The sequence below is a fragment of the Planktosalinus lacus genome (assembly GCF_014640155.1).
Taxonomy (GTDB): Bacteria; Bacteroidota; Bacteroidia; order Flavobacteriales; family Flavobacteriaceae; genus Planktosalinus; species Planktosalinus lacus.
Genome location: NZ_BMGK01000004.1, coordinates 179,122 through 202,078 on the forward strand (window position 1 = coordinate 179,122; position 22,957 = coordinate 202,078).

The window sequence follows — 22,957 nt, forward strand, 5'->3', positions numbered from 1 at the left end:
ATAAAAAATAAAGATAAAGGTTTTTTTGAAAACAAGCATTCTATTCAAAAGGTAGAAAAATTGAATGTTCACCATCAACTCGCGATTGCATCATAGTTATGCCAATAATTAAATATTATAGTTTTATCGGAAATAATATAACTTCAAAACACTTCAAAGTCTTTCAGAGGGAAAAAGTGTAAGGAATTTATAATCAAACGAACTAACGAAATAATCTTTAAATTGCAATAATGTAGATGTGTAAATCATGACCCAATGTCTTAACTCATCATTGACACAGGGATGATAAACTGTGATTGGAACAGCGCTGTTTTTGGAATATCTGAAGCCAATCATCAAAATATTTTTGTATTTTTAAGTGAAATCACCCAATGGGTAGTTTCATAAACCTAAATTGTTGAATTCTTAGAGTTGCAAGAATGACTTTTCATCAATGATCAGGGTTTTTAAAAGTATCCTGTCTCAAAACAAATGTACATTGAAAATCAAAAATGGTGTCATTGAACTCGTTAGGTGTACTCTTCTTACACTGATTATTAGTTCTTTTAAAGCCTAAAACCCATATCCGTATTTAACGGTTATGGTTTTATTGTTAGTGCAAAATTGTTCATTTTGAAAATAAAACTATGAAAACACATATAGCCATACCCAATTCAAACGGAGAAACCCTCCACGCCACCCTTGAAATACCTGCCGATAAAAAAGTAAATCAATATGCTGTTTTTGCTCATTGCTTTACCTGCAGCAGTCAATTATCCATAGTAAGAACCATCAGCAATGAACTCACTCAACATGGTTTTGGGGTACTCCGTTTTGATTTTACAGGATTGGGTAAAAGTGACGGGGAGTTTGCCGACACAAACTTTAGCCACAACCTGCAAGACTTAATCACGGTAAACACCTTTTTAAAAAATAATTATCAAGCGCCCACTTTGCTCATTGGCCATTCGCTGGGCGGCGCAGCTGCTTTGATGGCTGCCGGTAATCTATCCAATATCAAAGCACTGGTGACAATTGCTGCCCCTGCAGATGTTGCTCACGTCACTCAACTTTTGGGGGAAAGAAAAAAGGAAATCCAACAAAAAGGCGTAGCTTCGCTTTCAATTGGCGGAAGGCCTTTTAAAATTAAAAAACATTTTTTAGATGATTTGGAAAAGCACGACGCCAAAGAAATCATTCCCAAACTTCGTATTCCCCTATTGATTTTGCACTCTCCACAAGATAAAATAGTAGGTATTGAAAATGCTGCCAAAATATACCAATTAGCCCATCATCCCAAAAGCTTTATCAGCCTGGATGGAGCTGACCATTTGCTGTCAAAAAAAGAAGACAGTCTGTATGCCGCACGTTCAATTGCCACCTGGGCAGACAGATATTTGAATGTTTTTAAAGAACGCGCACTATTGAAGCCCCATCAATCGCAAGTAGTCGCTCATCTGGATTTGGAAAATGGCTTTACAACACATATTTCCAATGGCCGAAACACCTTGGTCGCAGACGAACCCCTCAATGTGGGTGGAGATGATGCAGGCTTTGCTCCTTTTGAACTGCTTCAGGCAGCGCTGGGAGCCTGTACAAATATGACTCTAAAACTCTATGCCGAACGCAAAAAATGGCCGCTGGAAGAGGTGTATACACATATGAGTTTTGTGAGAGACACTTTAGATAATGAAAAAATAGAAACCATCACCAAAATGATAAGTCTCGAAGGTAATTTGAATGAAAAACAAAAACAACGTTTATTAGAAATAGCCGCGAAATGCCCGGTTAATAAAACCTTAATGACAGGTGTAAACATTGAAACGCTGGTGGATACAAGTCAATAACCTTCAGGATTGGAATAAAATAATTGAATAATGAAATCATTACAACAGCAATTTGAACAAACCCGAAAGCGTACAGAGGAAATCTGTGAACCTTTGGAAACAGAAGACTTTGTGGTGCAGCCAATGAATAACGTTTCGCCACCCAAGTGGCATTTAGCACACACCACCTGGTTTTTTGAGCAATTTGTTCTGGTAAAATTCAACAGCAACTACAAAGAGTTTCATGCTGATTATGCCTTTTTGTTCAATAGCTACTACAACAATTTAGGGGAACGAACACAACGGGATCATCGCGGATTTATGACACGTCCGGGAGTAAATAAAGTGCTTGAATACCGTGAATATGTGACAAGGGCAGTTCTGCAACTCCTTGATCAAAATGATACTCCTGAAATGTTGAAACTCATAGAAATTGGCATCAACCACGAGCAGCAACATCAAGAGCTTCTGGTGTACGACATCAAGTATATTTTGGGCACCCAACCCACCTTCCCTGCTTTGGGACGTTTTTTTGAGTTGGAAGAAGAAGAATATAGCCACGAATGGATTGAATTTACAGAAGGCGTTTATACCATCGGTAATACCGGTAATTCATTTTGTTTTGATAACGAAATGCCACAGCACAAACACTATTTACAAGCTTTTGAAATTAGCAGTAAATTGGTCACCAATGCAGCCTATCTTGAGTTTATAGAAGATGGAGGCTATGAAAACTTCAATTATTGGCATGATGAAGGCTGGCATTTTTTAAAAGACAACCAAATAAAAAGTCCGCTTTATTGGCATTATAAAAATGGTGAGTGGCTGCAATACACCTTCAACGGGTTGAAAAAAATAAATCCGGAGGAGCCTGTAATGCACATTTCGATGTATGAAGCATTTGCATTTGCCGAATGGAAAGGAATGCGCCTGCCCACTGAATTTGAATGGGAAGTGGCAGCAAGCAAATTGAAATGGGGGAAGTTATGGGAATGGACTCAATCTGCTTACCTGCCTTATCCCGGTTTTACTAAAGCCCCGGGAGCTTTGGGTGAATACAACGGAAAGTTTATGATAAACCAAATGGTATTGCGCGGTGCCTCAGTGGCCACCCCAAAAGGTCATAAAAGGCACACCTATCGCAACTTTTTTCACGCCGCTTCCAGGTGGATTTTTTCAGGTATTAGATTGGTAAAGAAGTAAACACTATGGAAACATTTTTTGAACACGTTAAGGCCGGATTGTCTCAAAAACCCAAAAAATTATCTTCACGCTACTTTTATGATTCCAGAGGTGATGTACTGTTCCAGCAAATTATGCGCATGGAAGAATATTATTTACCTGCCTGTGAAATGAACATCATTAAAGACAAAAGCAACCACATTGCCAGGGATATTTCAAAAACACACAAAGCAATTCAAGTGGTAGAATTAGGTGCCGGAGACGGTAGTAAAACCAAGTATTTTTTGGAACAGTTTAAACCGTTTTTTGAAATAATTGAATACAAAGCTTTAGACATCTCCAAAAATATTTTGGATGCAAACAAACAGCAAATTGAAACCTTTGTTTCAAATATACAATGGACAGGAGTTCCCGGAAACTACTTCCAAACCTACAAGACCTTAGAGCCCACTACAAAAGGAAGGTTAGTGCTCTTTTTAGGAGCTAATATTGGGAATTACACCAAAGAAGGAGCCATTGATTTATTCAAATTCATCAAAAGTCAATTAAAACCGGATGATTTTATACTCATCTCTTTTGATTTGGTTAAAAACCCCCGTAAAATCATTAAAGCATACGACGACAGTAAGGGTATTACAAAGGCATTTAATATGAATTTATTGGAACGAATGAACAGGGAACTGGGTGCCAACTTTGATGTGTCAGCATTCGAACACTTTCCCTTTTACAATCCATTGACCGGTATAACATCCAGCCAAATAATAAGTTTGAAAAAACAAACAGTCCGATTTTCAGATGATTTTGAAGTGCACTTTGAAGCTTTTGAAGCCATCCACACTGAAATATCTAAAAAATACTACCTCTCTGATATTTCTGATTTAGCCAATGAAAGCGGCTTGCAATTGTATGAAACCTATTTTGATGACAATAAAGAATATGCCTTTGGATTGTTTCAACCAAAAGAATGAATAAACAGGGACTGCTCTTGACGGGGAAAAGTCTACATCCCGTGAAAAGTTGTTTAAAGAAGAAAAAGGTGTTCTGAAAAGAATCCTAAGCGATCTTACCCCTTTACATCCAACGCATCCCTGAGAGCGTTGCCAATAAGCATAAACGCCATCACCAGGCTCATTATAGCTGCTCCCGGTATGATGGCCAGATAAGCTTTTCCCAGAATGATATAGGAATAGTGGTCTTTAATCATTGCTCCCCAACTGGGCATCGGGGGTTGTGCACCAATACCCAAAAAACTCAAGCCGCTTTCTATTAAGATAGCTGCTGCAAAATTGGCTGCTGAGATTACAATCACCGGTGCCAGTATATTGGGAATGATATGATTTTTTATGATTCTAAAATCATTGAAACCAAGCGCTTTTGCGGCCGTAACATACTGCATTTGTTTTATGCCCATCACTTGACCCCTCACGACACGCGCAACTTCCACCCACATAGTGAGTCCCACGGCAATAAACACTTGCCAAAAACCCTTCCCTAAGGTAAGTGTAATGGCAATTACCAGCAATAAAGTGGGTATAGACCAGGTAACGTTGATCAACCACATGATAAAAGCATCGGTTTTACCGCCATAATAACCCGCGATTGCTCCAAGGGAAATACCAATAAGCAGCGAAATAAAGACCGCAATAAATCCAATGGACAAAGAAATGCGAATACCCACCAGCATCCTGCTCAAAAGGTCTCTGCCATACTTATCAGTTCCTAAAATAAACGTTTGCTTTTTGATGTATTTCTCTGCGATTTGTTCTGGCCTACTGATATTTGGAAATTGACTTAGTGAAAACTCCTTGGAAAGTCCCTCAGCATCTCCGTCAACATACTGCTGAATGGTAATCCCGTTTGCCGTTAATTGATAGTCTTGTATGGGAATGGCAGTATCAGTATTTTCTTTTCCAAAAAACACACTGTGCAACAAGCTCTTTGTATTGGCTTTACCGGAGGGCACTGTGAGCATCATCACTTCAAAACCCGGCCGTTTAGAGTGAACAGAGACATGCATTTGATTGGCATTTTGAGAGTCATCAGGAGCGATGAGGTAACAAAATACAGCAACTAAAATACAGAGAACCAGAAAGCCAAAACTAAAAACGCCCCAAAAGTTTGTTTTAAACTTTTGGAGCGCCAATTTAGAAAGGGATGTTGCTTTTTGACTCATTGCAAGTCGTTAATCTTTAATGTTTGCGAGTTTTTCTCTTTTAATATTGTTCATTTTAAGGTCTTCCAACACATTGACGGCTTCTTCAACATAAATATCGTGACTTAAATTTTTATGCCATCTGCTGCGTTTTTCACTGAGGATAGAGTCTAACTTTTTAAGCTCTTGTTCTTTGATATGCGAACTAAAGCCGAGGTTGTTTTCATATTCTGTTATGGAATCAAACTCTTTTGATTTTTCCCTGTTTTGTTCAATATCAGCTATGTATTTTTCGTAGTTTAAGGGCACAACATTATTATCTCTACGCTCTTTAATCCAGCGCGCTTGCTGGTCGATCAACTTTAATTGTTCACTTGCGGCAATTCTATTTTTACTTTCCCTGATGGTTCTTTCAAGATTGATATAACCATCCCAGGTTTGATAATCGGCCGGGGCAATTTTATCATAGGGCATCGGGTTTTTATAATCTCTTTCACCCAGGTCAAAATAGCTGTATCTATCAGGCACCACCACATCACTTTTCACACCTTCCAATTGTGTAGAGCCTCCATTGATTCTGTAAAACTTTTGTGTGGTTACTTTTAAAGCTCCCAGGTCGCCGTGCTGATTGTTACGCATCCAGCGGTTGAGGTCAATAACATTTTGAACGGTTCCTTTACCATAGGTTTGTTTGCTGCCAATCACCACGCCACGCTCGTAGTCTTGCATTGCTGCAGCAAGAATTTCGGAAGCTGAGGCTGATATTTCATTGACTAAAATAACCAATGGCCCATCCCATTCCACATCGCTGTTTCGGTCGTTGAGAACTTCTACCTCTCCGTCGCCCGAAGCTACTTGCACTATGGGTCCTTTTTCGATAAACAATCCTGCAATATCGATAGCCGTTTTAAGGGATCCACCTCCATTGTTTCTAAGATCAAGCACCAATCCTTCCATGCCTTCTTCTTTAAGTCTGATGACTTCCTCCTTCACATCGCTGGCGGCATTTCTGGCTTTGTAGTCTGTCATGTCAAAATAAAATCGCGGCAGGTCTATGAGTCCATATTTTTTTCCGTCCTTGTCAATTATAGTTGACTTAGCATAGGTTTCTTCCAGTTCAACCACATCTCTCACAATGGTTACATCTTTAAAGGTGCCATCCATCTTTTTGATGGTCAGCGTTACTTTGGTTCCTTTAGGGCCTTTAATGAGACCCACAGCATCGTCCAGACGCATCCCACCAATACTTACTGATTCGGTTTCACCTTCTTGTCTTACGCGGGTAATCAGGTCTCCCACTTCTATTTCTTCACCCCTCCAGGCAGGTCCTCCACTAATGACCTCGACCACTTTTACGCTTTCGCGTTGTTTTTGCAAACGGGCTCCGATTCCTTCAAGCTTACCTGACATAGCTACATCAAAACGGTCTTTATCCTGAGGAGCAAGATAGTTGGTATGCGGATCAAAATCTTCCACTATGGAATTGACAAAAATGGCAAAGTAATCCTTACGATTTAAATCGTCAATAAATGAAAAATAGTCATCCAAAGAAGAAAGGGTAGATTCCCTGGCTTCAATCTCTATTTCTGAATCTGTTTTGGGTTCTGTGGCTTCTGTAATGTTCTTTTCTGTAGGTTCTTCTTCAAAACGCTCATCTTCAGCCTCACCCGGTTTCAAATCTTTCAGTGCATTTTGTTCCTCCTTGATATCATAGAAAGTTGAGATGGTAGAAAATTTTAACTGCTCTTTCCATCGGGCTTCAAGTTCTTCAGGAGTATTGGCATAAGGAATCTTTTCATAATCTACATCAATGGTTTGATCTTCTGTAAAATCAAAAGGAGAATCAAGCACCTTTTTGTAAATGTCCTTTGCTTCCATCATTCTTTGTTCCAATCGTTCGTGAACTACATTGAAAAAAGTGAGGTCTTTATTTTTTAACTGATCGTCAATCTGATGTTCATAGACTTTAAACTCCTCTATATCAGACGCCAGAAAATAGCGTTTAAGGGGGTCTACATCGTTGATAAACTTGTTATATACCGAGGAAGAAAAGGTATCATCAAGCTCTTTATTGGCAAAGTGGGTTTTCTCGAGCACATAGGATATCAATTCTACCAGAAGTTTATCTTTTTCAGGGTTGTCAAAGCTTTTGGTGGTAAAGCTGCACGATGCGGCAGCTACAAATACTACCAGCAAAAGCACTTTAAAATTCTTTTTCATAAATCGCATAGAAATTCTTTTTTATTATACTAATTTATACAAAAAACCGTGCCATAATCAACAGATGGTACTAATTTTATGTTAAACATAGAATTGTCATGCAAGATAAAAAACTGGAGAGAAACTATTCAACATATTTATACTTTTTTTAAAATTTGATAACTTTTGAAAAGCTGACTACAGGCTTTGTTAAGATTGGAAATTAAATTATGTATTTTAGCACTAAATATTTGAAAGTATGCATAAAAAAAGGCCCTTAATACTGGTAACCAATGACGATGGAATTTCTGCCCCGGGTATCAGAATGTTGATTGCGATTATGAAAGAAATTGGTGATGTAATTGTGGTGGCTCCCGATAAACCCCAAAGCGCAACAGGTCATGCAATCACCATCAACAACACCCTGTACATCAATAAAATCAATATTGACGACGATGTTCAGCAGGAATACAGTTGTTCAGGTACCCCAGTTGATTGCGTAAAACTGGCAGTTCATGAAATCCTGAAACGCAAGCCTGATATTTGTGTTTCGGGGATCAATCACGGCTCCAATTCATCCATCAATGTAATTTATTCCGGTACTATGAGTGCTGCCGTGGAAGCCGGCATAGAAGGGATTCCCGCCATTGGTTTTTCATTGCTGGATTACTCCTGGGAAGCTGATTTTAAATCGGCTTCAAAATACATTCGAAAAATCACTTTAGAAGCCATAAAAAACGGCTTGCCCAAAGGGGTGGTATTGAATGTGAACATTCCCAAATTGAAAGAAAATGAAATAAAAGGCATCAAAGTTTGCCGTCAGGCCAATGCCCAGTGGATAGAAACGTTTGATAAACGCACCAACCCCCAAGGAAGGGATTACTACTGGCTCACCGGTGAGTTTGTAAATGAAGACAAAGGAGAAGATACTGATGAAGCTGCTCTGGAAAATGGGTACATTTCGATTGTTCCTGTTCAATTTGACTTGACCGCTCATCACGCAATTAAAGACATCAACAACTGGGAAATATAAACTGTTAAACATCTTATTACTGTGAAAAAAGAAATAATTATTGGTTTTTTGGTTGGAATCGCTGCAAATCTTGCCGGGATGTATTTATATATTTTCTTCTTCCTGGATTATGATTTTGAAACCTCCATTCAGTTAGCCAGAGAGAATGACAGCATTGGCAACCTGATTGGACTGGGTGCGATTTTAAATTTAATTGTATTTTTTCTGTTTATCAAAAAAAGACAATTGTATCGGGCGCGCGGGGTGTTGCTGGCAACAATCATTGCAGCACTTTTTATTTTGTTTTCAAAATTTTAAAATCAATATAAACCCATTTTTTCAGGAGTTTAAAAATGAAGTATTACATCATTGCCGGAGAGGCCTCAGGAGATTTACACGCTTCCAATTTAATGAAAGAAATCAAGCTCAAGGATACTTCAGCTGATTTTCGATTTTGGGGTGGTGAACTCATGGAAGCTCAGGGAGGTGTTTTAGTAAAACACTACCGGGAGTTGGCTTTTATGGGCTTTATTGAAGTACTTCTCAACCTGGCCACCATTTTAAAAAACATCAAATTCTGCAAGCAGGATATAGAAAACTTTCAGCCTGACGCACTAATATTTATCGATTATCCAGGCTTTAATATGCGCATCGCCAAATGGGCTAAACAAAAAGGCATTCCCACACATTATTACATTTCACCACAAATATGGGCCTGGAAAGAAAACCGCATCAAAGACATCAAACGCGACGTGGATGCGATGTATGTCATCCTTCCGTTTGAAAAAGACTTTTATGAAAAGAAGCACGATTTCCCTGTGCATTTTGTGGGACACCCTTTGATTGATGCCATTTCAAACCGGCCTTTGATCAACCCGAAAGACTTCAGGGAACATTTGGGACTGGATGCCCGGCCCATCATTGCCCTTTTGCCCGGCAGCCGTAAACAGGAAATCAAAGTGATGCTTTCGGTCATGCTGGAGGTAGTCAATGAATTCCCAAATTACCAGTTTGTGATTGCCGGTGCACCCAATCAGGACGAAGCCTTTTACCGACAGTTTATCAAAAAGGAAAACGTGCACTTGCTACTCAATAAAACCTATGATTTACTGAGTGTTTCCTATGCTGCCCTGGTTACTTCAGGAACGGCAACTCTGGAAACCGCTCTCTATAAAGTACCCGAAGTGGTGTGCTATAAAGGAAGCCGCATTTCCTATGAAATTGCCAAACGCGTAATAAAACTCAAATACATTTCGTTAGTAAACCTGATCCTGGATAAAGAAGTGGTCACCGAACTGATTCAAACAGATTTTAATAAAAAGCGTTTAAAGGAAGAACTTGAAAAAATCCTGGATGATTACAAACGCGCCAGTTTATTTCTGGATTATTATGATTTGGAAAAGAAACTTGGTGGAAAAGGTGCCAGTGCTAAAACCGCTCAACTGATCGTGGACAGTTTAAAACAACCTCGCTAATGAAATCGATTGTTTGTACTTTACTACTGAGTTTGCTCATAATTTCCTGCGGGTCTTCCCGAAAAAAATACGATTCAAAAATTAGTTTGGACCCTGAGGATCGATCAATTCCTAAAAACCGTGTTTCCAAGCCTGCCACTAAGCACAAAGAGGTGGTTATTTATAATGAAGACACCCCCAGAGATGAATTGCCTGAAGCTCTTAAAATAAATATAATTGTAGAAACTGCGCGTTCATATCACGGCACCCCTTATAAATATGGTGGAATGACTCAAAAAGGGATTGATTGTTCAGGCTTGGTGTATAATTCCTTTAAAGAAGGAGACATTATTTTACCCCGCATTTCGAGAGACATCGCCCGGGAAGGGAAAAAAATAGCATTTCATGAAATAGAAAAAGGCGATTTGGTTTTCTTCAAAACCAATCGAAACCGCAATGTCATAAACCATGTGGGCATCGTGGTAGATATCTTTCCGGGAAAAGTTTTATTTATTCATTCCTCTACTTCACAAGGGGTTATTGTATCATCACTTGATGAAACCTACTGGAACCAGACGTTTGTCGAAGCCCGAAGGGTTTTGTGATTTTATTTTAATATTTTTTCTCCCTCTCATAATTTTTTTCATTAGATTTGAATTTTACAAGCACAATGAAAAATCTAAACAATACTTATTATTACTATCCAATTCTTACAAGAAGAATCGGACAGTGATGTATTGTTAAAAAATAAATACGTTAACCTAAAATCCCGGTTCTGACAGAACCGGGATTTTTTTATGCCTAAAAATGAAGCGCTATGCAACAAAAGATGAACACTTACACCGTCGAAGACCAAAAAGTATGGAAACTTCTTTTTGACCGCCAATCTGAAAACCTGAAGATTAAAGGTTCCAAAGACTATCTGGAGTCGTTATCGTTAATGCGGTCCGTTTTAAACGGAAACGATATTCCGGAATTTAAAAAAATGAACCGCTGGTTTGAGTCAAAAACAGGCTGGAAAATAGAAGTGGTCCCGGGATTGATTCCTGTGGAAGATTTCTTTGAACTGCTTTCGCAAAAGCGGTTTTGTTCGTCTACCTGGCTGCGCAGTTTTGAAAATCTTGATTATCTTGAAGAGCCTGATATGTTTCACGACACCTTCGGGCATATTCCGTTATTGGCAAATCCTGTGTTTTCAGAGTTTGTCTATGAGTTTGGAAAGCTGGGGAAGGAATTTATCAATGATACCGAAAAACTGGTTCAGTTGCAACGCCTGTACTGGTTTACGATCGAGTTTGGGGTAATTAAAGAAAGTGGAATGATAAAATCCTATGGGGCCGGGATTATTTCGTCTTTTGGGGAAACCAATCAAATTTTCAATCAGGAAGCCAACTTTTTCCCATTTGATATTGAAACCATTTTAAACAAACCCTTTAGAACAGATGTGATGCAGGAAGATTATTTTGTGATTGAGTCACTGGAACAACTGTATGCTTCTCTTGAGGAAGTAAAAAAAATATTGCAGACACCTGTTCCAGCCGTAAACTTTTAAGCCGTTTTTGGTTTTCTTGTGCCTATGTAAATCATCAGCAATACGGCCGGAAACATAATGATGCTGTAAATCGCCGACGGTATCGTCATGACTGAGTTTTGCAGAATGCCGGCAGCAATGGCAATGCCCAGCGTGCCGTTTACAATGCCCACCTCAACGCCCACGGCCACCGCCCGGGCTTTGTTTTTGGTGATGGCTTTGGTGATATAATAACCGGAGAGCATCCCCAGCAAGTTGAGCAATAAGGATAACGGACCGGCTTTGATGAAAAATTCGACAAGGTTTGCCCGTTCTTTAATTAGCACGGCTGCAATTATCAGCACTAAAAATACAGCTGAAAGTATTTTCACGGGGCGTTCCGCTTTGTGGGAGAGTTTGGGATATTTGCTGTGAATAAACATCCCAACGCATACCGGAACAATGGTAATCACCAATATCTGACCAATGGTTTTAAAAAACGGAAGTTCAATCACCTGACTTTCCCCCATAAACTGCAACATCCCAAAATCAACCAGAAGGGGAATTGTAAAAACCGTAATAACACTTGCAGTGGCGGTTAAGGTAATGGAAAGCGCCACATCGCCTTTGGCTAAGTGCGTGATCAAATTGGTGGTTGCCCCACCGGGGCAAGCAGCCAGTAAAACAAAACCCACAGCCAGCTCAGGCTGCAAAGGAATTAAATACAACAGACCAAATGTCAATGCCGGAATAAAAAGCAGTTTCAACACCAGCCCCACGCCCACCGCTTTGGGAAACAAAATCACATTCCTGAAATCTTTTGGTTTTAGCGTCAACCCCATGCCCAGCATAATGATAAACAGGGCAAGGGGTAGAAAAAGTTGGGTGAGGAGGTTTGATTCCAATTTCTATTTATCTATAAGTTTTTTTAACTTCTGAATTTCATCGTAATCGTCAATATTTAAAATCACTGTAAGTGCTAAGAAAGATATTTTATCAAGCTTACAAAAGTATATTAACATATCCCTATTCTTTTTGATGAATTCGTCTTCATAGTTTTGTTTAAATTGTACTTTTCTAACTGATGAATCATTAAGCTTAATTTCAAAGTAATTATCTACGCCTGCAGATTTACAAGGGTAAGAAGTATTGACTAAAACAAAAGAAAACTTATCTTCATAATCATCAGACTTAATAGTAATGTTTAAAATTTCATCAAGTTTAAAATGTTCCTTTCCTAAAATTACTTCCTGATCTGTTAATATAATTTCACCACTTAAAACCCCATATAATTTTTCTTTTTCAGTTATACTAGAAAAAACAAAATAAAGCCATAAAATAATTAAAGATATTCCTACGAACTTAAGAAAAGAAATTAAATAATCAACCTCAAGAAAATTAAAACTCTCAATGATTATGATGACTATAATACACAATAGTGCTCCAAGTATAGTATAATACCTTTTATTGTAATTTTTTTTCTCTTGAGGAATAAAAATATAAACACTCATTAACCCTAATTTACAACGTCTCCTTCAACCACCTAAAAAACTCCCGCTGCCATACCATCCCGTTTTGTGGGGAGAGGATCCAGTGGTTTTCTTCGGGGAAAAGAACAAACCTGCTTTTGATGCCTTTTTGTTGCAACACCTGAAAAGCTTCCTGACTTTGGCCCACAGGCACACGATAATCTTTTGCCCCTTGAATAATCAACATGGGCGTGTTCCATTTACCGACATTGGTGATGGGGTTAAATTCTGAATAGGACTTTTGTGCAGCTTTGTTGTCAATGTCCCAGTAGGGACCTCCAATATCCCAGTTGACAAAGAAGAGCTCTTCTGTGGTGCCATACATGCTTTCAAGATTAAAAACTCCTGCATGGGAGATAAAGGTTTTAAAGCGGTTGTTGTGCATTCCGGCAAGTTGAAAGGCAGAGTAGCCCCCAAAACTGGCTCCCACGGCGCCAACCCTTGTATCATCTACATATGTTTCTTTGCACAAAGCATCAATAGCTGAGAGGTAATCATCCATGGCCTGGCCTCCCCAGTCCTTACTTATTTGCTCGTTCCATTCGACACCGTGACCCGGCATCCCGCGACGGTTGGGTGCCACCACAATATAGCCTTGCGCAGCCATCACCTGAAAGTTCCAGCGGTAAGAATAAAACTGCGTTAACGCACCTTGAGGCCCTCCCTGAAGGTACAATAGTGTGGGGTACTTTTTTGTTGCATCAAAATTGGGCGGATAAATCACCCAGACGAGCATTTCTTTTCCATCAGTGGTTTTGACAAATTTCCGTTCAGCTGTGCTTAAATCAATACTGTCATACAAAGCGGTATTCACATGGGTGAGTTGCAGCCATTCTTTATTTTTTAAATCGAATGAAAAAACTTCGGTGGCGTGGTTGAAATCAGTTCGGGTAAGGATGATTTGACCTTTGGAAAAACCTACGATTCCGGTGATATCAAAATCACCTTTGGCAACTTCATTGACAATGATAGCCCTTTTGGTATTTCCTGGAAAATTTACTTCATATAGGTTTACAGTTCCGCCTGAAGGTGCTACAAAATAGATTTTTGAACCATCGGGGCTCCATTTAAAGGAATTGACAGTTCCATCCCAGCCAGCTGTGAGGTTCATTTCCATTCCATTGTGGCGTACGATAACGTCATTTTTATCGCTCTCATAGCCGTCGCGCTTCATTTGAAGCCATGTTAAGTGTCCATCTGGTGAAAAAGCAGGGTATTTATCATACCCGTGATTGTCTGCTGTCAGGTTTTTGGTTTGCCCTGTGTTCAATTCATATTCATAAAGATCAGAATTGGTACTGTTTGCATATTGAGTTCCGGTAAGTTTTTTGCTAACGTAAATAATTTTTGTTCCATCAGGATTCCAGATATAATCAGCCTCTCCTCCAAAAGGTTTCATAGGCGTGTGGTAAGGCTCGTCTTTCATGATATCAATGCCTTCAGCTCCTTCTTTGTTTTCCTTATAAAAAACGTGATTGAACTTGCCCTCATTGTAGGTATCCCAATGCCGATAGTCAAGTGCATTATAAATTAAGACGTTAGCATCTTCCATTTCAGGATAATAATCTTTACCCAAAACCTTTTCAACTTTTACGGCTTCGTGATACAGGACATGCCTGCCATCCGGAGAAAGTTTTTGATCCCTTAAGAACGATTTGTGGTCTTCAATTTTAGTGGCTCCTCCACCTGAAACAGGAACTGTATAATAAGTAGTATTAAAGTTATTTTTTTCAACAGAAGGTGTTGAAACCCTGTACACAAGCTGGTTGCCATCTTTTGAAACCCCCAATGCAGAAACCCTGCCCAGTTCCCAGAGTTTTTCGGGTGTCATTACATTTTGAGCAGTTAAAGTACCTAGGCTAAAAACGAGTAGTAAAAGGATGCTAAAATTTTTCATTGTATTCATTTGAATTGCTTATTTGAAGAAGCATTAAAAGTAATTAAAAAAAAATTAATTAAATTTGGATTCATCACAGAAGCATTCCCCACCTAAAACTCCTCATTTAAAATCAATAAAGTAATTGCCGCAGTATTTACTATTTAATAGTATTGACTATGCGTTTGGTTAATTACACGGCCTTTAAAATCACGTTGATTTTTATACTCGGAATCCTCTTCAGTCACTTTTCAGGTATATCAGAATCAACACTATTTAAGGGGCTGATTTTTTCAGCAATCCTCCTAATTCTCGTTTGGATCAGAGCTCGCTATCAACTATTTCAGGATGTGCTTTTTGGCTTGGCAACTTATGGAGTTCTTTTTGTATTGGGGGCGTGGTTGTATGAATACAAACAACCGGTAAACCACAATTCACATTACAGCCACTCACAAGTTCTAACAAAACCTTTTCTGGAACTTAAAATTAAATCACAGCTCAAACCCGACTTGTATCACGAGAAGTATATTGCAACGATCAATGCAATTGACAGGAAGCAGGCAACCGGCGATTTTTTATTGCTGGTGATTAAAGACAGTGTAATAGACAGCTATAATGTTGATGAGGTGCTTTTGGTAAAAACCACTATTGAGGAGGTTCCTGAGGTAAAAAATCCATATCAGTTTGATTATGGGGACTATTTAAAACAATTGGGAATTTATCATCAACTAAAAATAAGTTCGTCAGAAGTTTTGAAACAAACCAGGGGTACTATTACATTAAGGGGAATAGCTGCTAGTTTAAGAAATCAAATCAATGCCCAACTTAAAGAAAATGGATTTTCAGGCAATTCACTCACGCTGATCAATGCTTTACTACTTGGTCAGCGACGAGATTTGTCTCCCGAAATTTATGCAGATTTTGCAGCAGCAGGTGCTGTACATATTCTGGCTGTTTCCGGTTTACATGTGGGGATCGTCATGTTGTTTTTTCAGTTTATGTTTAAACCGGTGGAGCGTTTTCGATATGGAAAAACAATTAAAGTCATCTTAGTGGTGTTGTTTTTGTGGGGATTCGCATTGATTGCCGGTTTGTCGCCATCGGTATTGAGGGCTGTGCTAATGTTTTCATTTTTAACCTACGCAATGGAAACCACCCGTGAAACAAGCACGTTCAATACTATGCTTGCTTCAGCTTTTGTATTGCTTGTCATTGACCCTAATATACTTTTTCACATTGGGTTTCAGATGAGTTATCTGGCTGTTTTTTCGATTATCTGGATCAACCCATTATTGCAAAAATATTACAGACCTCGTTTTTTTATTGACAGAAAGATCTGGGAAACCATTACCGTAACAACCTCTGCTCAGATAGGCGTAGCCGTTTTGAGTATCTATTATTTCAATCATTTTCCTGGATTGTTTTTTATAACCAACATTGTTATTTTACCCTTTTTAGGGATTGTATTGGGCTCCGGAATTATGATGATTATCGGCAGCCAGTTTACAAGTATTCCAAAACTGATTGTTGATGGTTACTCAAACTTGCTCGATTATAAAATCTCATTTATCAAATGGGTTGCAAGGCAAGATAGCTTTTATTTTGAGGGCTTGAGCCTTTCAATTCCCGAAGTAATCTTCATTTACTTATTGATTATAGCCTTTATTTTAGTGTTTCAGCGCAGAACCTATTTGCGCATTGTGTTCTTTCTAGTTTCAGTGGTGTTTTTACAAACCGTATTTATTTTTAAAACTTATCAAACTTCTTCACAAGAACTGGTCATATTTCAAAAAAGCAGGTTTAGCATCTTTGGCGTCAAAAACGGAACACAATTACTTGTACAGACTAATTTAGATTCTACCGAAGTTTTCAATGAGCGCTTATTGGAAAGGTATATTACTAAATCAAATATCAGTCAGGTTTCGACAGATTCCATTTATAACAGTTTCCAATATAAGAACCTCCGGTTTTTAGTGATTGACAGCCTGGGTATTTATCCAACAACTGCACTTGGGACTGATGTGGTAGTTTTAAGAAATAGTCCGCGTATACATTTGGAACGTATGTTAGATTCCATTCAACCCGGAAGGATTATTGCAGATGGAAGCAATTACACTTCTTATGTAAACCGATGGCGGGAAACTTGTCATCAAAGAAAACTCCCTTTCCACCATACCGGTAAAGAGGGAGCTGTGATATTTGATTAATGCCTAAAAAGTTATTGAAACGTAGGCTTGAAGTTTTTTTGATATTCATTCCAGGCAGCAGAAGTAGTCAAATTTTTATAATCATCATTGGCCATCATCTTCAGATATATTTCTAATTGTTGAGGGGTTTTGTAACCAGGAACAGCTTGAATAAATGTTCCTTCTTCGTCAAAATAAGCCAGACTTGGATAACCGGTTACTTTCAATGCTCTTGTAAAAAGATGTGTGGCATTTCTACCCTTTCTACCTTCCTGGTATTGAGGGTTTTTGTATGTAAAGCCGTTGTATGTTACTACTTCTTTTCCTTCAGCATTAAACTTTACCGGATAAAAATGGGTGTTGATATAGTTTATCACATCCCTGTTTGAGAATGTGTTTTTGTCTAGCAATTTGCAGGGGCCACACCACACCGTGTATACATCAACAAATATTTTTTTAGGTTCTTCTTTTTGAGCTTCCAAAGCCTCATTCATTGACATCCATTGTATTTCCTGTCCTGAACTCACAAAAGAGGTGAGAGCTAAAAATGCACTGAGAATAATATATTTCATTTCTTATTTATTTAGTTGTTTTTAAAAGATCATTAAATGATCAAATCAGTTATTTTGATTTATCAGCCTTAAACCAATTCGTCATAAATTAATTTTTAGTTTTACTTGAACTGATTCCTTTACTTTAATTTTTACAAATTCAAAAAGCGTTCCAAATATATGAAACGCTTTTCAAAGATTAAAAATTGTAATAAATCTTTAACGGATTCCGTGCATCATTTTGATTAGTTTTCCGTTGAGCAATAGCATAACTATACCTGCTCCAATAGGCACCAGTGTAAAAATCATAAAGAAAGTTGCCATTGAGTAATTTTCAACAATCACATCGATGTAACTTCCTGTAATACCTCCCAACAAGTTGGCAAAGAAACTGGAAACAAACCAAATACCAAACATCAACCCAACTAGTTTTTTGGGTGATAATTTACTTACATAAGAAAGACCCACAGGAGAAAGACACAGTTCACCAAGCGTATGGAATAAATAAGCAAAAATCAAAAAGATCATACTAACGGCAGCCGTTGAAGCTCCCTGAGGGATGGACATTGAACCGTAGGCAAGAATCCCAAAACCTAAACCAAGTAGTATGAGTCCAACTGCAAACTTGACCGGTCCGGATGGATTGTATTTACTTTCCCACAGTTTAGAAAAGAGGGGTGCAAATGCAATAATAAAGAAAGAGTTCAAGATTCCAAACCAGGAAGCAGGCACTTCAGATTGTTCTGAGTTGAATTCACGGTAAAGCATCCAAATTACAATAGCCCATATAATCACAAAACTGGTTCCCAGAAATATGTTAGATAGCGCATACTTTTTAAAAGTTTGTTTGAAAAGCATGATCAGTACCCAGGTTATAATGACCAGTGGTACAATTGTCAACAAGGTGTTGAATATTTTAAAAATCAGTGCTCCATTATCAACCAGTACACGATCTGTATAATCCTTTGCAAAAATGGTCATTGACCCACCGGCCTGTTCAAAAGCCCACCAAAAGAAAATGGTGAAAAATGCAAAAATCCCGATTACTTTTAATCTGTCATTGCTCACGTGTTTTGGCACTTCGACCTCGGGTAAATCGGGGTTTTCGTCTTCCTGAATATCTACCCCGGGAGCAGCGTCAATAAAGCTGTCGGTTTTAGCGGGTTTCATACCTATTTTCCCAAAAATACTTTGTGCATAATGAAATTGTAGCATTCCGAAAAACATAAAGATTCCTGCCAGGCCAAAGCCCCAGTGCCATCCTACTTTTTCACCAATATAGCCACAGAGCATAATTCCAAGGAAGGCTCCTGCGTTGATTCCCATATAGAAAATAGTATATCCGGCATCTTTTTCTTTACCCTCGGTTTTATACAATTGACCAACAATTGAAGAGATATTTGGTTTGAAAAGACCGTTCCCTACAATTAAAAGTACAAGCCCCAGATAGAAAAACGGATCTGCAAACACTTCCAACGCCATAGAAAGGTGCCCTAAAGTCATTATGAGCGCTCCTAAAAATACCGCTTTTCGGTAACCCGTTATTTTATCGGCGATGAGTCCTCCCAAAATTGGAGTAATATAGACCAACGAGGTATACCATCCATAAAGGATTAAAGCATCTGCACGGTCCCAGCCCCATCCTTCATCAAGCAATGAAGTAACTAAAAACAGCACCAACAAAGCACGCATTCCATAGTATGAAAAGCGCTCCCACATTTCTGTAAAAAACAAGACAAACAACCCTGAAGGATGCCCCAGTACTGTTTTTTGATTTTCAGTCGAACCTCCAAATTTAAATTCCATATAATTTCAGTTAATTAGTTAATATTCGTTTTTTATAAATTTTCCAAAATGAATTTAGTCATTTTATTGTATAAATGTAAGCGGGTATTGCCCCCGTAAATTCCGTGGTTTTTATCAGGGTAAATGGCCCATTCAAATTCTTTGTTTGCCTGCACCAGTTCTTCTACTAACCGTGTGGTGTTTTGAACATGCACATTGTCATCTGCACTTCCGTGCACCAAAAGATATTTTCCTTTGAGCTTGTCTACATGTGAAATGGGGGAATTATCATCATAACCAGAGGGGTTTTCCTGGGGTGTCAACATATAACGCTCAGTATAAATTGTGTCATAAAACCTCCAGCTTGTTACCGGTGCCACTGCTATGGCAAGTGCAAAAGTGTCTGCTCCCTGAAAAAGCGCATTTGAAGACATAAAGCCGCCATAACTCCATCCCCAAATTCCAATACGGCTTGCATCTATATATGAGCGGCTACCCAGTTCTTTAGCTGCGTCAATTTGATCGATGGTTTCATATTTACCCAATTCTTTTTGAGTCATTTTTTTGAAGTCACGCCCTTTCAGTCCGGTACCCCTTCCATCCACACAAGCAATGATATAACCTTGTTGGGCCAGCATTTGATGCCAGTAATCATTGGTGCCGTTCCAGCTGTTGGATACCGATTGTGATCCCGGTCCGGAATATTGGAACATCAACATTGGATATTGTTTTTCCGGGTCAAAATCCAATGGCTTGATTAAATACATATTGAGAGCTTCACCATTTATACTAATAGTAGAGAATTCTTTTGGCGAGATTTTATAATTGTTCAGTTTTTTTGTGAGGTCTGTATTTTCTTTGATGACTCTTATTTTTTTTCCGCTTGAAGCATTTCTAAGTGTATAAGCAGGCGGTGTGGTAGTATCTGAAAATGTATGAATAAACAAACTGAAATCAGCACTGAATGAAGCTTCGTTTCTTCCGGGGCTTGCTGCTAACGCAGTTTTGCCGTTTCCGTTGAGTTTTACTGAATATACTCCTCTGTTGATGCTTCCATTTTCAGTGCTTTGATAGAACACACTGTTGGTGTTTTCATCAAAGCCATAATAACGGGTGACTTCCCAGTTTCCATTGGTAATTTGGTCACGCAGTTTTCCCGTTTTATCATAATGATAAATATGATTCCACCCACTTTTTTCACTGGTCCATATAAAGCTGTTGTCTTCCAGAAATGTAAGGTCATTTGTAACATCCACATAAGCAGCATCGGTTTCTGTCAGGATGCGTTTAGTAGAGTTGTTTGTCGCATCAACAAAAACAAGCTGGAGTTGATTTTGCTTTCTGTTTGTGAGTTGTACACTTAAAATATTCTTTTCGTTGGTCCACTCCAATCGGGGAATGTAATAACTTTCATAATTGGAAAGGTCAACCGGAGATGTTTTTCCGGATTTGAGGTCATAAATGTGAAGAGAAACTTCGGCGTTCTTTTCTCCCGCTTTTGGATATTTAAATACTTCTTGTTTTGGGTATAAATCACTTCCGTAAACATCCATTGAAAATTCGGGGACTTCAGTTTCGTCAAACCTGATATAGGCAATTTTATCACCCGTTGCATTCCAGTCAAAAGCTCTAACAAAGGCAAATTCTTCTTCATACACCCAATCTGTGATCCCGTTGATGATGTGGTTTTTCTTTCCATCAAAAGTAAACTGAAATTTCTCTCCGCTGGAGATGTTTTTAATAAACAAATTGTTTTGATAGCCGTATGCTATTTTTGAACCATCAGGTGAAAACTTGGGCTCCTGAATTTCGTTGTCTGAAACAAGTGTAAGGTTTTTATCTTCCAGATCAAACACATAATATTTTCCCAGTGTTGATCTTCTGTAAATTGATTTCAATGAAGTTGCAATCAAGAGCTTTTTTTCATCTATACTAAAGGTGTATGACACAATTTGATCAATCTCATCAAGGTCCGCAGAGTTTATCAGGGTGATAACCTTTTCGGCAGTGTTGTAATCATAAACATCAATTGTTGAAGCCCTGTTGCTTCTGTCGTAATTCAATACACTGTATTGATTTCCATTTTGCAGTGAGTGCAGGCGCTCTAGGCTTTGAGTTCTGAATTCACCATCCCAAATTTCTTCGAGTGAGATGGTTTTTAATTGAGGGTAGACAACAGATGTAAAGAGTAATAAAAGGGGGATAATCGCTTTGTAAAAACGCATAGGTTCTTTCTTAAAAAATTGCAAGGTCAAGTTTACTAAAAAATCTCCAAAAAAAGACATTTTTAAGTGTTAAATGCATTTTTGTAAGTGATCAAACTTTAGGCACCAGAAAAGTGACCAGATTTCAAATCCTGAAAAATCATTTGATGTTTGATAAATTCTATCTTTGCAAAGATAAATTTGTAAGAACTATGCCTAAACCTGTCACCGGATTTTCAAAACTCAGCAAGCATCAAAAAATTGATTGGCTAATAACACATTATTTCAATAAGGACGAATCGTTTAAAGACATACTACTTGCTTATTGGAACAGTAGCCAAAAACTTCAACAGCTGCACGACGAGTTTATTGAAAACACCATTAGTAACTTTTATTTACCCTTTAGTGTGGCACCCAATTTTTTAATCAACCACCGTTTATTCACTATTCCAATGGTTATTGAAGAAAGTTCGGTGGTAGCGGCAGCCAGCAATGCCGCTAAATTTTGGATGGATCGGGGCGGTTTTGAGGCCGAAGTGATTTCAACCACTAAAAACGGTCAGGTACATTTTAATTATTATGGTGAAAAAGAAACCATTTTTGAGTTTTTCAATACTATAAAACCGGAGTTATTCAAATCGATTGTACCCCTTGAGGCCAGTATGAAAAAACGTGGTGGCGGTCTTTTAGACATGAGTCTGGTTGACAAAACCGAAGCTCTTGAAGGATATTTTTACCTGCATTGCACCTTTGAAACGGCCGATGCTATGGGCGCCAATTTTATAAACAGCTGCCTTGAACAATTGGCCAAAACCCTAAAAGAACAAGCCGAAAAAAATTCGTTGCCTCTGGAAATCGTTATGAGTATTCTTTCCAATTATGTTCCTGAATGTTTGGTAAGAGCCCGTGTTTCATGTAAAGTGGATGCACTTACAACACCCGAATTTGAAGGAAAACAGTTTGCTGAAAAGTTTGTAAGAGCAGTAGCCATTGCCCACAATGAACCTCGCAGAGCGGTGACCCATAACAAAGGTATTATGAATGGAATTGATGCAGTGATACTTGCCACAGGAAATGATTTCAGAGCGGTTGAGGCCGGTATCCACGCTTATGCTTCCAAAAACGGTACCTACACAAGTTTAACCCACGCCCAAATTAAAGACGACATCTTTCATTTTTGGATTGAAGTTCCTTTAGCTATCGGAACCGTCGGCGGATTGACTTCACTACATCCGCTCGTGAAAGTAGCATTAGCTATGCTTCAAAAACCAAAGGCCACAGAATTGATGAAAATAATAGCAGTAGCAGGACTGGCTCAAAATTTTGCGGCAATTAAATCGCTTGTGACAACCGGAATTCAACAAGGGCACATGAAAATGCATTTAATGAATATACTCAATCAACTCGAAGCAACACCTGCCGAAAAAGAACTGGCAGTCAATCATTTTAAAGACACAACGGTCACACATAGTGCGGCCATTAATTATATCAAATCCTTAAGGGAAAACTAAT

General features: G+C 38.6%; 18 protein-coding genes. 10 read left to right on the forward strand and 8 right to left on the reverse strand.

Features of this window, described 5'->3' with window-relative positions; translation table 11 throughout:
- Positions 1-626 precede the first annotated feature (626 nt).
- The 3 genes from IEV69_RS06130 to IEV69_RS06140 are packed head-to-tail and all read left to right on the forward strand — an operon-like array spanning position 627 to position 3,955.
- Positions 627-1,826, forward strand: coding sequence for a bifunctional alpha/beta hydrolase/OsmC family protein (locus IEV69_RS06130; protein WP_188440548.1), 1,200 nt, complete (start codon positions 627-629; stop codon positions 1,824-1,826).
- 30 nt (positions 1,827-1,856) lie between these two features.
- Entirely contained in the window at positions 1,857-3,008 is a 1,152-nt protein-coding gene (gene egtB / locus IEV69_RS06135) for an ergothioneine biosynthesis protein EgtB (RefSeq protein WP_188440550.1), read from the forward strand.
- 5 nt (positions 3,009-3,013) lie between these two features.
- Positions 3,014-3,955, forward strand: coding sequence for an L-histidine N(alpha)-methyltransferase (locus IEV69_RS06140; RefSeq protein ID WP_188440552.1), 942 nt, complete (start codon positions 3,014-3,016; stop codon positions 3,953-3,955).
- Positions 3,956-4,050: 95 nt separating this feature from the next.
- On the opposite strand, the gene IEV69_RS06145 is transcribed toward IEV69_RS06140, so the two are convergent.
- Positions 4,051-5,160, reverse strand: a complete 1,110-nt coding sequence (locus IEV69_RS06145; protein WP_188440554.1) for an ABC transporter permease — start codon at positions 5,158-5,160, stop codon at positions 4,051-4,053.
- A 9-nt stretch (positions 5,161-5,169) separates the two neighbouring features.
- Positions 5,170-7,359 carry a carboxy terminal-processing peptidase gene (locus tag IEV69_RS06150; RefSeq protein WP_188440556.1) on the reverse strand — a complete coding sequence of 730 codons (2,190 nt, stop codon included), beginning with the start codon at positions 7,357-7,359 and terminating at the stop codon, positions 5,170-5,172.
- A gap of 238 nt (positions 7,360-7,597) precedes the next feature.
- On the opposite strand from IEV69_RS06150, the gene surE reads away from it, so the two are divergent.
- The 5 genes from surE (at position 7,598) to IEV69_RS06175 (ending at position 11,356) form a co-directional block, all read left to right on the forward strand.
- The gene (gene surE / locus IEV69_RS06155) at positions 7,598-8,371 is read left to right on the forward strand and encodes a 5'/3'-nucleotidase SurE (protein ID WP_188440557.1); all 774 of its coding nucleotides are present in this window, start codon (positions 7,598-7,600) and stop codon (positions 8,369-8,371) included.
- A gap of 21 nt (positions 8,372-8,392) precedes the next feature.
- On the forward strand, positions 8,393-8,668 hold the full coding sequence (locus IEV69_RS06160) for a hypothetical protein (protein WP_308420131.1): 276 nt from the start codon (positions 8,393-8,395) through the stop codon (positions 8,666-8,668).
- A gap of 35 nt (positions 8,669-8,703) precedes the next feature.
- Positions 8,704-9,825, forward strand: coding sequence for a lipid-A-disaccharide synthase (gene lpxB, locus IEV69_RS06165; protein ID WP_188440560.1), 1,122 nt, complete (start codon positions 8,704-8,706; stop codon positions 9,823-9,825).
- Positions 9,825-10,409: a C40 family peptidase gene (locus IEV69_RS06170; protein WP_188440562.1), complete on the forward strand. Its 585-nt coding sequence runs from the start codon at positions 9,825-9,827 to the stop codon at positions 10,407-10,409. Before lpxB ends, IEV69_RS06170 begins: the two co-directional genes overlap by 1 nt.
- Before the next feature lie 212 nt (positions 10,410-10,621).
- Positions 10,622-11,356 carry a phenylalanine 4-monooxygenase gene (locus tag IEV69_RS06175; protein ID WP_188440564.1) on the forward strand — a complete coding sequence of 245 codons (735 nt, stop codon included), beginning with the start codon at positions 10,622-10,624 and terminating at the stop codon, positions 11,354-11,356.
- Here the strand turns inward: IEV69_RS06175 and IEV69_RS06180 are convergent.
- From IEV69_RS06180 to IEV69_RS06190, 3 genes are read right to left on the reverse strand one after another with little or no spacing between them, the layout of a single operon-like run.
- Positions 11,353-12,219: a bile acid:sodium symporter family protein gene (locus IEV69_RS06180; protein ID WP_188440566.1), complete on the reverse strand. Its 867-nt coding sequence runs from the start codon at positions 12,217-12,219 to the stop codon at positions 11,353-11,355. The genes IEV69_RS06175 and IEV69_RS06180 overlap by 4 nt on opposite strands.
- A gap of 3 nt (positions 12,220-12,222) precedes the next feature.
- The gene (locus tag IEV69_RS06185; RefSeq protein ID WP_188440568.1) at positions 12,223-12,825 is read right to left on the reverse strand and encodes a hypothetical protein; all 603 of its coding nucleotides are present in this window, start codon (positions 12,823-12,825) and stop codon (positions 12,223-12,225) included.
- 10 nt (positions 12,826-12,835) lie between these two features.
- Positions 12,836-14,740, reverse strand: coding sequence for a S9 family peptidase (locus tag IEV69_RS06190; protein ID WP_188440790.1), 1,905 nt, complete (start codon positions 14,738-14,740; stop codon positions 12,836-12,838).
- Positions 14,741-14,898: 158 nt separating this feature from the next.
- Here IEV69_RS06190 and IEV69_RS06195 point away from each other — a divergent pair, with 158 nt between their 5' ends.
- Positions 14,899-16,926, forward strand: a complete 2,028-nt coding sequence (locus IEV69_RS06195) for a ComEC/Rec2 family competence protein (protein WP_188440570.1) — start codon at positions 14,899-14,901, stop codon at positions 16,924-16,926.
- An 11-nt stretch (positions 16,927-16,937) separates the two neighbouring features.
- Here IEV69_RS06195 and IEV69_RS06200 read toward each other — a convergent pair whose 3' ends face one another.
- The 3 genes from IEV69_RS06200 to IEV69_RS06210 all read right to left on the reverse strand — a co-directional run bounded on the left by IEV69_RS06200 (position 16,938) and on the right by IEV69_RS06210 (position 21,466).
- Positions 16,938-17,477, reverse strand: a complete 540-nt coding sequence (locus tag IEV69_RS06200) for a thioredoxin family protein (protein WP_188440572.1) — start codon at positions 17,475-17,477, stop codon at positions 16,938-16,940.
- A 198-nt stretch (positions 17,478-17,675) separates the two neighbouring features.
- On the reverse strand, positions 17,676-19,262 hold the full coding sequence (locus IEV69_RS06205) for a peptide MFS transporter (RefSeq protein WP_188440574.1): 1,587 nt from the start codon (positions 19,260-19,262) through the stop codon (positions 17,676-17,678).
- A gap of 32 nt (positions 19,263-19,294) precedes the next feature.
- The gene (locus tag IEV69_RS06210) at positions 19,295-21,466 is read right to left on the reverse strand and encodes a S9 family peptidase (protein WP_188440792.1); all 2,172 of its coding nucleotides are present in this window, start codon (positions 21,464-21,466) and stop codon (positions 19,295-19,297) included.
- Positions 21,467-21,612: 146 nt separating this feature from the next.
- Between IEV69_RS06210 and IEV69_RS06215 the strand changes: the two genes are divergently transcribed.
- The gene (locus IEV69_RS06215; protein WP_188440576.1) at positions 21,613-22,956 is read left to right on the forward strand and encodes a hydroxymethylglutaryl-CoA reductase, degradative; all 1,344 of its coding nucleotides are present in this window, start codon (positions 21,613-21,615) and stop codon (positions 22,954-22,956) included.
- Position 22,957: the final 1 nt, after the last annotated feature.

Excerpts from the sequence above, each read along its gene's own strand:
- IEV69_RS06200 (WP_188440572.1), bottom strand. The coding sequence starts at position 17,477 with ATGAAATATATTATTCTCAGTGCATTTTTAGCTCTCACCTCTTTTGTG.
- lpxB (WP_188440560.1), top strand. The coding sequence starts at position 8,704 with ATGAAGTATTACATCATTGCCGGAGAGGCCTCAGGAGATTTACACGCT.
- IEV69_RS06185 (WP_188440568.1), bottom strand. The coding sequence starts at position 12,825 with ATGAGTGTTTATATTTTTATTCCTCAAGAGAAAAAAAATTACAATAAA.
- IEV69_RS06195 (WP_188440570.1), top strand. The coding sequence starts at position 14,899 with ATGCGTTTGGTTAATTACACGGCCTTTAAAATCACGTTGATTTTTATA.
- IEV69_RS06205 (WP_188440574.1), bottom strand. The coding sequence starts at position 19,262 with ATGGAATTTAAATTTGGAGGTTCGACTGAAAATCAAAAAACAGTACTG.
- IEV69_RS06215 (WP_188440576.1), top strand. The coding sequence starts at position 21,613 with ATGTTTGATAAATTCTATCTTTGCAAAGATAAATTTGTAAGAACTATG.
- egtB (WP_188440550.1), top strand. The coding sequence starts at position 1,857 with ATGAAATCATTACAACAGCAATTTGAACAAACCCGAAAGCGTACAGAG.
- surE (WP_188440557.1), top strand. The coding sequence starts at position 7,598 with ATGCATAAAAAAAGGCCCTTAATACTGGTAACCAATGACGATGGAATT.
- IEV69_RS06145 (WP_188440554.1), bottom strand. The coding sequence starts at position 5,160 with ATGAGTCAAAAAGCAACATCCCTTTCTAAATTGGCGCTCCAAAAGTTT.
- IEV69_RS06130 (WP_188440548.1), top strand. The coding sequence starts at position 627 with ATGAAAACACATATAGCCATACCCAATTCAAACGGAGAAACCCTCCAC.
- IEV69_RS06170 (WP_188440562.1), top strand. The coding sequence starts at position 9,825 with ATGAAATCGATTGTTTGTACTTTACTACTGAGTTTGCTCATAATTTCC.
- IEV69_RS06190 (WP_188440790.1), bottom strand. The coding sequence starts at position 14,740 with ATGAAAAATTTTAGCATCCTTTTACTACTCGTTTTTAGCCTAGGTACT.
- IEV69_RS06140 (WP_188440552.1), top strand. The coding sequence starts at position 3,014 with ATGGAAACATTTTTTGAACACGTTAAGGCCGGATTGTCTCAAAAACCC.
- IEV69_RS06150 (WP_188440556.1), bottom strand. The coding sequence starts at position 7,359 with ATGAAAAAGAATTTTAAAGTGCTTTTGCTGGTAGTATTTGTAGCTGCC.
- IEV69_RS06175 (WP_188440564.1), top strand. The coding sequence starts at position 10,622 with ATGCAACAAAAGATGAACACTTACACCGTCGAAGACCAAAAAGTATGG.
- IEV69_RS06210 (WP_188440792.1), bottom strand. The coding sequence starts at position 21,466 with ATGCGTTTTTACAAAGCGATTATCCCCCTTTTATTACTCTTTACATCT.